The following is a 9,887-nucleotide window of genomic DNA, read 5'->3' as shown; positions in this document are numbered from 1 at the left end:
TTCAACTATTTCTCGCTGCCATGGGCGATCGGGCTCAGCGCGGTGGTGTTCGGCCACTGGATCGACGCCATCTCGTTGCTTGGCGCCGCCATCATCGTGGCGGCGGGGCTGGTGGTGATGGCGCGCGAGCGTGTCAAGCGCGTGGCTGTGGTGCCCGATCCGACGCTGCCCGGTCGGGAATAGCCGGGGCGCACGGCCCCGGCGTCGGGGTCAGAGGATGACTTTGGCGTTTTCACCGATCTTGGGGGAGCGGCCGGTGACCGCGGCGGCGAGCATGGATATCGTGGTGACGATGCGGCCCGGGCTGTCCCACAGTTCGGCATCCTGCGGCACGACCTTGATGACCCGGATGGCCGGGTCTTCGGGGCTGTCCCACCAAGCCTTGGCGAAGGGGTTCCACAATTCCCGGATCTTGGGGCGATCGTTGGAAACCGTGGCCTTGCCGGACAGGGCGACGAATTTGGCATGTTTGTGATCGGCGAAGCTGACGCTGACATGCGGGAATTCGGCGATCTGCTGATCCTTTTCGCCGTTTACATCGGTGAGGAAGTAGATCGCGCCCTCATCCTTTTCGACCGTGGCGGCGAGGGGGCGCGCGCGCTGCTCCTTGCCGTCCCAGGTCACGAACATGGCAATGCCGATGCGCTTGGCCAGTTCCCAGATGCGCTCGACATGCTCGTCATGCTCCTTGCCAGTCATGCTGGAATCGCGGGACTGGCGGTTGGCAGGCGCTGCTGCGCGGCCGGCGACCTTGGTCGCGGTGGCCTTGCCGGATTTTGCGGAAGCAGGTTTGGCCGGCGCGGCAGGCTTGGTCGCCGTCTTTGCCTTGAGGGTCTTGGCGGCGCCCGCATTGGTTGCGGGCTTGCCGGCGCGCTTGGGTGCTGGGTCGGCCGAGGTGGTGGGCTTGGTTGTGGCGCGGGCGGATTTCTTGTCGTCGGCGGTCGCGGCAGTGGCCATGGTGCAATCTCCTCTGGTTTGGGGGCACAACGAGCCACGGGCCAGTGAGTTGCCTGAAACGTAGAACGCCGCCCCGGAGGGCGGCGTTCGATTGGGTTAGTCGCCGATGCAGAAGTAGCCGTTGGGGCCGTTGAAGCAGATGCTGCCGCCACCATTGCCCGGGTAGCCGTAGCCAGGCCAGGGCTGGGGCTGCGGCCAGGGGCGCGGCGGATTCCAATGCGGGGGCCGTGGCGGACGCGGGTTCCAGTGGGGCGGGCGATCCCAGCCCCAATCGTCGTCCCAACCGGGATTGCCGCCGCGGCTCAGATAGTTGGCCGAGACCCAGCCGTCGGGACCGCGCTTCTCGACGTAGCACCAGCTGCCGCGGCACTGGACCACATCGACCTGTTCGCCACGGCGCAGCGTATCGATGCGGCTGTAGCCTGTGCCTGGACCGGAGCGCACATTGACGTTGCCAGTTGCGTATGCCGGTGCAGCAAAGGCGGTCGCAGTCGTCGCCAGAAGCGCCAGTGCCGCGAGGCCTCCAGCCATGAGTTTCTTGCTCAGAGCCATTGTTGATCTCCTTGGGTTCGAGTGGCACCTAAATGCCTGTGACCCACAGAGAACGCCCTGGCGCCTGAACCGAAGCTGAATGGTATCGTCAGATTGCGATCAGAGACGCAGCAGTTCGACGAAGCGCTTGAGGCGCTCGCCCAGCCTCTTGCGCTGCTTGGGCTTGAGCTCGCCCATCAGCGCCTCTTCCAGCTGGCTCCAGTGATCGACCAGACCATTGCGGATGCGGGCGCCGCGTTCGGTCAATGCGACGCCGGGGGCAAGCTCCGGGCCGACCGCCTGGCGGGCGACGAGCCCCCTGTCGAGCAGGCGCGACAGGCGCGTGGTCAATGCTACCTCGCTGAGGCCGAGTTCGGCGGAGAGCTCGATTTCGGTCGTGCCCGAGCGGCCAAGCTCGAACAGGATGGCATCGTCACCCGGCTCCAGCCCGCGCTCCACCAGCGGCAGCAGCAAGGCCTTGTGCGCAAGCTGCCCGGCTTCGATGAGCCGGTAGAGCGTGGATCGGGATGAAGGTCTGGACATGGGCGGGAAAATAGTCCGAACTCCTCGGGCACGTCGATTGGCGTTTCCATCCTATCGTTAATCGTGGAACGACCAAGGCGGCTTATTGTTCGCTCCATGCAGATGAGTTATGCGTCCATTACGTCGCTAGCGTGAACGGATTGCCATGACGCAGGACCTCGCCCGTATCCGTGCTTTCGTTCAGGTCTTTGATTCTGGTGGCTTTTCCTCCGCGGCGCGCCAGCACGGCCGCTCCAAGGCGCTGCTCAGCAAGTATGTCACCGATCTCGAGGACTATCTCGGCGTGCGGCTGATGAACCGCACCACGCGCAAGCTGAGCCTGACCGAGGCTGGCGAGGCCTATTACCGCGAGGCCAGTGCGCTGCTGCAGCAGCTGGATGAGCTGGATGCAACCATCACTGACCAGACGGCAGAGCCGCGCGGTCTGCTGCGCGTGTCGGCGCCGCGCAATTTTGGCGAGTCGACGCTGGCGCCGGCCATCTACGAATATCTCAAGAAGCATCCCAAGGTGTCGCTCGACCTGCGCCTTGAGGATCGCTATGTCGATCTCGTCGACGAAGGGATCGATGTGGCGTTGCGCATCTCGACGATGGCGGATTCGTCGCTGATTGCGCGCAAGATCGCCGACATGCATGTGGTGGTCGGGGCCGCGCCGGAACTGCTCAAGCAACATGGCGCGCCCAAGCATCCAGAGGATCTGCGGCACCTTCCCTGCATTGTCGATATCAACCTGCAGGGCCAGTCGAACTGGCGCTTCATCGACGATGGCAAGACAATCTCGGTGCCCGTCAACGGGCCGGTTCGGGTCAATTCGCCCCTGGCGGCGCGGCAGGCGGCGGTGATGGGCCTCGGATTTGTCGTATTGCCGTCCTACCTCGCCGATCCGGCGGTGGCGAAAGGGGAGCTGGTTCCCGTGCTTGCGGACTTTCTGCCCACGGGCCAGACGCTGCAGGCAGTCTATCCGCATCGGCGGCATCTGGCGGGCAAGGTGCGGGCGCTGATCGACCACCTGGTCGAGTGGTTCGTGACGCATCCCGTAAGTTAGGGGCATGACGTGAATTTCAGAATTCTTGCCGGCGGCGCGGCGATAGCGCTGGCACTGGCTGCACCCGCGATGGCGCATCCGCATATCCTGATCGACGCCAAGGCAAGCGTGGTCTTCGACGCCAGCGGTGCCGTCGTCGGACTGCGGCATGCCTGGACATTCGATACGGCCTTCTCCGCCTGGATGATCCAGGGGCTCGACACCAATGGCGACCGCGAGACCAGTCCGGAGGAACTTCAGGGGCTGGCCGACGAGAACATGGTCGGCCTCGCCGACTACGGCTTTTACACCTATGCCGGCATTGGCGATGCGCTGATGTCGTTCACCCCCGTCGGCGACCAGCGCATGGTCTATGAGGACGGGCGGGTGACGCTCAGTTATTCGGTAGACGCAGTGGCGCCATTGCCGATCACCGGGCGGTTCGAGCTGGCGGTCTATGATCCGGAATATTACGTCGCGATCAGCTTCGCTGGCGTGTCCGACGTGATGCTGGAGAATGCACCGGGCAGTTGCGCTGCCGTGCTGGAGCCACCCAAGCCGATGGCGCCGGAGGTTGAGGAGCGGCTCTATTCGCTGGGGCCCGAAGTGCTGGAACTGCCGCCCGATCTCGCCGCGGCGATGCGCGGCACGCAGGGGATGATCGCCGTGACCTGTGGCGATGTGCCTGTCGCCGCGGCATCGACGGCCGTCGAGGCGGCCGCGCAGGTGGCCGAGGCCAGGCCGGCCAAGCCGTTTGGCGGGCCGCCACCAGAGCCGGGTCTCAACCTGCCGCGCAGCGGTTTCTTCGGCTGGCTGCAGGATCAGCAGCGCAGCTTCTATGGGGCCATGACGGCGTCGCTAGATGCGCTGCGCACCGACTGGACGGCGTTCTGGGTGCTGGGGGGACTGAGCTTCCTTTATGGCGTGTTCCACGCTGCCGGCCCGGGGCATGGCAAGGTGGTCATTTCGTCCTATGTGCTGGCCAACGAGACGCAATTGCGGCGCGGGGTGACGCTGAGCGTGCTGTCAGCGCTGCTGCAATCGGTGGTGGCTGTCGTGTTCGTGCTCATTGCGGCGGGCCTGCTCGGGATGACCAGCGTCGCCATGGGCGACGCCGCCAACTGGATCGGCATCGCGTCCTACGCCATGGTGGCGCTGCTTGGATTGTGGCTGGTGCTGCGCAAGATATTCGGCTGGGGCCATGGGCATGGCCACAAGGACATGGCGCACAAGGCGCGGGAGCACCTGCACGCGCATGATGGGCACGATCACCATGGCCACGACCATGCGCATCACGATCATGCTCACGCTCATGATGACCACGTTCATATCGTGACGCCCGAGGCGACGACCGGCAGCCTGCGCGAGCAGCTCAGCGTGGTGCTGGCGGTGGGGTTGCGGCCGTGCTCGGGGGCGCTGGTGGTGCTGGTCTTTGCGCTGTCGCAGGGGCTGCTGCCAGCGGGTATCGCCGCGGTGTTCCTGATGGGTGCGGGCACTGCGATCACGGTGGCGGTGCTGGCGACGCTGGCGGTGACAGCCAAGGGATTGGCGCGACGGATCGGCGGGGTAGACAATCCGGTGACGGAAACTGTGGTGTGGTGGGTGGAACTGGCTGGCGCAGCGGCGGTGCTGGCGTTTGGGGTTCTGCTGGTGATTGCGAGTCTCTAGCGGGGCCGTTGACGCGACCCATAGCCGCCTTGCGGATGATCGGGGAGCGGTTATGGTGCGGGCAGCCTAGAACCCCTCCAAACTGGCGCTTCATGTCCGATCACCTTCCAGCCGATCATCCAGTCGTCCAAAAGCCGAAGATCGGCGTCCTCCTGCTCAACCTGGGTACGCCCGACGCGACCGATTATTGGAGCGTGCGGCGTTATCTCAAGGAATTCCTGAGCGACCAGCGGGTCATTGAGACGCCGAAATGGCTGTGGTGGCCGATCCTCAACCTGGTGATCCTCAGCGTCCGGCCGCAAAAGAGCGGCCACGCCTATGAGCAGATCTGGGACAAGGAAAGAAACGAGAGCCCGCTGCGGGTGATTACCCGCAACCAGACCGAGGCGCTGGCGGCGCGGCTGGCGGGACATGACGACATCGTGGTCGACTTCGCCATGCGCTATGGCAATCCATCGACGAAGAGCGTGCTGGAGAAGATGCAGGCGGCGGGGTGCCAGAAGATCCTGCTGGTGCCGCTTTACCCGCAATATTCGGCAACCACGACGGCCACCGCCAATGACAAAGCGTTCGACGCTCTCAAGCAGATGCGCTGGCAGCCGGCGGTACGCACGGCGCCGGCCTATTTCGAAAACGCCGAATATATCCAGGCGCTGGGCAATTCGATCCGCGACGGGGTGGCAGCGCTCGATTTCGAGCCGGACCTGGTGATCACCAGCTATCACGGCATGCCGGTGGAATATCTGGAACGGGGCGATCCGTATCATTGCCAGTGCTTCAAGACGACGCGGCTGGTGCGGGAATACCTCGGCTGGGACAAATCCAGGATCATGGTCACCTTCCAGAGCCGGTTTGGACCGAGCAAATGGCTCGAGCCCTATACCGATGTGACGCTGGAAGCCTTGCCGGGCAAGGGCATCAAGAAGGTGGCGATCCTGGCGCCGGCATTCTCGGCCGATTGCATCGAGACGCTGGAAGAAATTGCCATGCAGGGCAAGGAGACATTCATGGAAGCGGGGGGCGAGAAGTTCGCCTATATCCCGTGCCTCAACGACAGCCCCGGCGGCATGGACATGATCGAGGCGATGGTGCGGCGGGAATTGCAGGGCTGGATTTAGGTCTTTCTCACCTCTCCGACCGAAGACGGTCGACCTCTCCCCCAAAGGGAGAGGTGAAGACGGCTCAACTCGGCTTGCCGCCATCGATGATCGCCTTGACCTCGACTTCCACCGTGTCAAGCAGGCGATTGATCACCTCTACCGCGCGATCGACGTCGGCGGCGAGGATGGCGTCGGCCAGGTCGCGGTGCAGCGGAAACGAGGCGAGACCAAAATTGTCGGCGGCAAAGGGCGATGAACCGCCGCGCTCCAGCGCGTGGTCGAGATTGACCAGCAACTGGCCATACATGGGGTTGCCGGTGGCGTCGTAGATGGCGCCGTGGAACGCGTGGTCGGCCTTGCGCCAGGGACGACCGGCATTCACCTCGAGCAGCAGGGCGTCGCAGAGGTCGGAAATCTGTCGGCGCTGGGCCGATGTGGCGTTGACGGTCGCCTTGCGCACGACGTCGTTTTCCAGCGTACGGCGGATTTCCATGAGGCGGAGCAGCGCCTCGCCCTCGAGCCGGACCATGGTGGGAACTAGGCCGCGCGAGGTCTGCACGCGGGCGGCGAGATAGGTGCCATCGCCACGGCGGCGGCGAATGATGCCCAGGCCTTCCCAGCGGTTGAGGGCTTCGCGAATGGTGGAGCGGCCGACCCCGAGGGTGGCGGCGAGCGAGACTTCGGGGGGCAGGCGATCACCTATCTTGAGGCCGGAGCGCTCGACCATGTCGGCCAGCGCATCAAGCACCGCCACGCCGCGCGTGCGGGTTTCGAGTGGCTCAAGATAGCTCAATGCCCCTGGTCTCACTGCGCCAATTCCTCCCGGCATGCGTGCAGGCCACACACACCACAGTTCGCGCCGTTTGTCAGCCTCGCTATGAAACGCGCCGGGCGGCGCCGGTCTTGAGATCGAGCAACTCGGTCAAGGCGTCGATCAGCAGGTCCATCTGCGGCTTGGAATTATAGCCCTGCACCGAAAGGCGGACGATGCAAGTATCCTGCCATTTGAAGACGGGAATTTCGATGCGGTATTTGTCGTAGAGATCGAGCTTGAGCTGATCGACGTCGCATTCGGGAATCGGCATGGCGACCATCTGCGGGGCGCAGAATTCTGATGTGCTGAGTGGTGGCAGGCCAGTGCGCTCGGCAAGGCGGCGGGCAGTGTCCTGCGCCAGCGCCTGGCAATGGGCCTGAACACTGGTCCAGTCGTTATCGTGCCGGTATTCGAGCGCGGCAGGAACGGTGAGCCAGGGGGCGGGGTCGCGGGTGCCCTGCATTTCGAGTTCGTCGATGAAGGGGGAATTGCCGAAGGCGCCCTTGGCGCCGGGCTCCTTGGAGTTTTCGGTCCAGCCGTGGCTGATGACCAGCGGGTTGATCAGGCCCTGCATTTCGGGGCGGGCATGGAGGAAGGCGGAGCCCTTGGGGGCCATCATCCATTTGTGGCAATTGCCGGAATAGAAATCGGCGCCGAGCCTGTCGAGGTCGAGCTTGATGTGTCCAGGCGTGTGGGCACCGTCGATGACGCTCCAGATACCGCGTTTGCGGGCTTCGGCGATGGACCGCTCGATGGGGAAGAGCAATGCGGTGGGCGAGGTGATGTGGCTGAGGAAGAGGACGCGGGTGCGCTCGGTGAGGCCGGACATGATTGCGTCGGTGAACTGCGCCTCCGATGTCAGCGGCATGGGGACCTTGACCACCACGACCTCGGCACCGGTCTTGCGGCAGACATAGGCCCAGGTCTTTTCCAGCGCCGAATATTCGTGATCGGTGGTGAGGATCTGGTCGCCCGGCTTGAGGGGGAGCGACTGGGCGACGATGTTGAGGCCGAGCGTGGCATTGGTCAGGCCGACGATGTTTTCGGCCACGGTGCCAAGTTCCTTGGCCAGCGCGATGCGGGGCACGCGCATGGTTTCGGTGAGGTTTCGGCCGAGAAATTCGACGGGCTGGCGTTCCAGCTCGAGCTGCCATTCCTGGTATTTGGCGAAGACGGGCCCGGGGCAGGCGCCGAACGAGCCGTGATTGAGAAAGACGACATCCTCGCGAATGAGGAACTGCCGGGCGAGATTGGAGGACAATTCAGCGGCCTTTCAGGGTCGGGTCGAGGGCATCGCGCAGGCCGTCGCCGAACAGGGTCGTCGCCAATACGGTGATGGCGAGGGCAGCGGTCGGGAACACGGCGAGATGCCAGTAGAAAAACATGAAATCGATGCCCTCATTGATCATCTGCCCCCAGGTGGGCGTCGGCGGCGGAACGCCGATGCCGAGGAAACTGAGGCTGGCTTCGAGCATCATCGCCAGGGGAATGGCGAGGACGAAGCCGACAATGATCGGGGAGATCGAGTTGGGAATGAGATGGCGGCGGATGATGTACCAGGGCGAGGCGCCCAGGGCCCTGGCCGCCTGCACGAACTCCTTCTCGCGGAAGGCCTTCACCTGCGCACGGACGAGGAGACAGACCTGCACCCAGCCGAAGAGGGCGGCGATCAGGATGATGGTGAAATAGCCGCCTCGGGTGAGGGCGCCGAGCAGCATGGCGGCGAGCAAAGGCGGCACCACCGAGAACAGCTCGATGATGCGCATGATGAACCAGTCGGTCTTGCCGCCGAAATAGCCGGCCAGGGCACCGAGCGGAATGCCGATGACGACGCTGAACAAGGCGGCGGTGAAGCCGATGGTGAGCGAGACGCGGGCGCCATAGACGATGCGGGTGTAGAAGTCGCGGCCGAGATTGTCGACGCCAAACCAGTGTTCGGCCGAGGGGAAGGCCAGCGCCTCGGTGAGGAAGGTCTGGGCGTCGGGATGGCTGGGGGTGATGAGCGGGGCGAAGATGGCCATCAGGATCAGGACGGCCAGCACCGCGCCGGCGGCGATGGCGGCCTTGTTGCCGGTGAAGCGCCGCCAGGCGAACCACAGCGGATTGCGCTGGCGATAGGCGGGCGGAACGACGGGCATGGTCTCTGATGTCATTGCCCGCCTCCCACGCGGATGCGGGGATTGATCAGGGCATAGACGATGTCGCTCAGGAGATACGCGATGCAGTACATGAAGGTGATCATCAGCATCAGCGCCATCTCCAGCGGGTAATCGCGGCCTTCGATGGAGGAGACGAAATAGGCGCCCAGGCCTGGTACGCGGAACATGGCTTCAACGAAGATCGAGCCGGTGGCGGTGCCGATGAACATGGGCAGGAAGACGGTGACCAACGGGATCGCCGAATTGCGCAGCACATGCTGGAAGACGATCCTGTTTTCGCTCAGGCCCTTGGCGCGCAGCACAGTGACGAACTGCCGGTTGAGCGTGTCGAGCATGGCCGAGCGGGTATAGCGGGCATAGGTGGCGAGCGGGATCAGCGCATAGGCAATGATGGGCAGGATCCAGCGCTCGGGCTTGCCCCAGCCGCTGGCGGGGAGCCAGTTGAGCCAGACGGCAAAGACCAGGATCAGCAGCATTGAGGTGACGAAGACCGGGATGGTGAGGCCCAGCGTCGCCAGCGTCGAGGCGAAGTAGTCGATCCAGGTGTTGCGATTGAGGGCGGCCGCCATGCCGAGCAGGATGCCGAGCGGCGCGCCGATCAGCACCCCCAGGCCGCCGAGCACGAGGCTGGGGATCCAGGCGCGGGAGAGCAGTTGGGTAACGGTTTCGCCGGGGCTCTGATAGGGCACGCCGAAATCGAAATGCAGCACGCCCCACATGTAGCGGAGATACTGCACATGCAGCGGCTGATCGAGGCCGAGCTGCGCCATGAGTTTTTCGCGCACGGCGGCGGAAACCGGCATGTCATTGGCGTCGAAGGGCCCGCCGGGAATGGCGTGCATCATGAAGAAGATGATGAGCGAGACGACGATGAAGGTGACGGCCACGGAGACGAGGCGGCGGAGGATGTAGGTCAGCATGAGGGGGCTCCTTCCGCGGATCGGTGCGCGTGGCTACACCGCAAGTCCCTGGCTTCGCCGGTCAGGAGATGCGCGCCCAAAGCGAGGGGCCTGAGTTCATCCCCTCCCTCCCCCTTGCGGGGAGGGACCGAGGGTGCGGGTCGTTTGGCGGTCGCCAAGACGACCCCCACC

Annotated in this window: 10 protein-coding genes and 1 pseudogene; 4 read left to right on the top strand and 7 right to left on the bottom strand. The window is 64.4% G+C overall.

Annotated features, from left to right (window positions below):
- Window positions 1-183: pseudogene (locus tag IH615_RS19380) on the top strand (EamA/RhaT family transporter); the annotation flags it as partial.
- Window positions 184-210: 27 nt separating this feature from the next.
- Here the strand turns inward: IH615_RS19380 and IH615_RS19375 are convergent.
- The 3 genes from IH615_RS19375 to IH615_RS19365 all read right to left on the bottom strand — a co-directional run bounded on the left by IH615_RS19375 (window position 211) and on the right by IH615_RS19365 (window position 2,031).
- Window positions 211-699, bottom strand: a complete 489-nt coding sequence (locus IH615_RS19375; RefSeq protein ID WP_291364537.1) for a pyridoxamine 5'-phosphate oxidase family protein — start codon at window positions 697-699, stop codon at window positions 211-213.
- Between the two features lie 354 nt (window positions 700-1,053).
- A complete protein-coding gene (locus tag IH615_RS19370) occupies window positions 1,054-1,509 on the bottom strand; it encodes an SH3 domain-containing protein (protein WP_291364536.1) in 456 nt (151 codons plus the stop codon).
- 99 nt (window positions 1,510-1,608) lie between these two features.
- Window positions 1,609-2,031, bottom strand: coding sequence for a MarR family winged helix-turn-helix transcriptional regulator (locus tag IH615_RS19365; protein WP_291364535.1), 423 nt, complete (start codon window positions 2,029-2,031; stop codon window positions 1,609-1,611).
- A gap of 145 nt (window positions 2,032-2,176) precedes the next feature.
- Between IH615_RS19365 and IH615_RS19360 the strand changes: the two genes are divergently transcribed.
- The 3 genes from IH615_RS19360 to hemH all read left to right on the top strand — a co-directional run bounded on the left by IH615_RS19360 (window position 2,177) and on the right by hemH (window position 5,841).
- A complete protein-coding gene (locus tag IH615_RS19360; RefSeq protein WP_291364534.1) occupies window positions 2,177-3,076 on the top strand; it encodes a LysR family transcriptional regulator in 900 nt (299 codons plus the stop codon).
- A 9-nt stretch (window positions 3,077-3,085) separates the two neighbouring features.
- Window positions 3,086-4,723, top strand: coding sequence for a DUF1007 family protein (locus IH615_RS19355; protein ID WP_291364533.1), 1,638 nt, complete (start codon window positions 3,086-3,088; stop codon window positions 4,721-4,723).
- 92 nt (window positions 4,724-4,815) lie between these two features.
- Entirely contained in the window at window positions 4,816-5,841 is a 1,026-nt protein-coding gene (gene hemH / locus IH615_RS19350; RefSeq protein ID WP_291364532.1) for a ferrochelatase, read from the top strand.
- Window positions 5,842-5,905: 64 nt separating this feature from the next.
- Here the strand turns inward: hemH and IH615_RS19345 are convergent, their stop codons facing one another.
- The 4 genes from IH615_RS19345 to IH615_RS19330 all read right to left on the bottom strand — a co-directional run bounded on the left by IH615_RS19345 (window position 5,906) and on the right by IH615_RS19330 (window position 9,716).
- A complete protein-coding gene (locus tag IH615_RS19345; RefSeq protein ID WP_291364531.1) occupies window positions 5,906-6,616 on the bottom strand; it encodes a FadR/GntR family transcriptional regulator in 711 nt (236 codons plus the stop codon).
- A gap of 82 nt (window positions 6,617-6,698) precedes the next feature.
- Window positions 6,699-7,898 (bottom strand): aminotransferase class V-fold PLP-dependent enzyme, encoded by a 1,200-nt coding sequence (locus IH615_RS19340; RefSeq protein ID WP_291364530.1) that lies wholly within the window; start codon window positions 7,896-7,898, stop codon window positions 6,699-6,701.
- A gap of 1 nt (window position 7,899) precedes the next feature.
- Window positions 7,900-8,790 carry an ABC transporter permease gene (locus tag IH615_RS19335; protein ID WP_291364529.1) on the bottom strand — a complete coding sequence of 297 codons (891 nt, stop codon included), beginning with the start codon at window positions 8,788-8,790 and terminating at the stop codon, window positions 7,900-7,902.
- Complete coding sequence (locus tag IH615_RS19330) at window positions 8,787-9,716, bottom strand: ABC transporter permease (RefSeq protein WP_291364528.1); 930 nt, start codon at window positions 9,714-9,716, stop codon at window positions 8,787-8,789. The genes IH615_RS19335 and IH615_RS19330 overlap by 4 nt, the downstream gene beginning before the upstream one ends.
- Window positions 9,717-9,887: the final 171 nt, after the last annotated feature.

The sequence above is a fragment of the Devosia sp. genome (genome assembly GCF_014860165.1).
Lineage (GTDB): Bacteria > Pseudomonadota > Alphaproteobacteria > Rhizobiales > Devosiaceae > Devosia.
The sequence above is the reverse complement of the archived record's forward strand: the minus strand, read 5'-3'. Positions and strand labels throughout refer to the sequence as shown.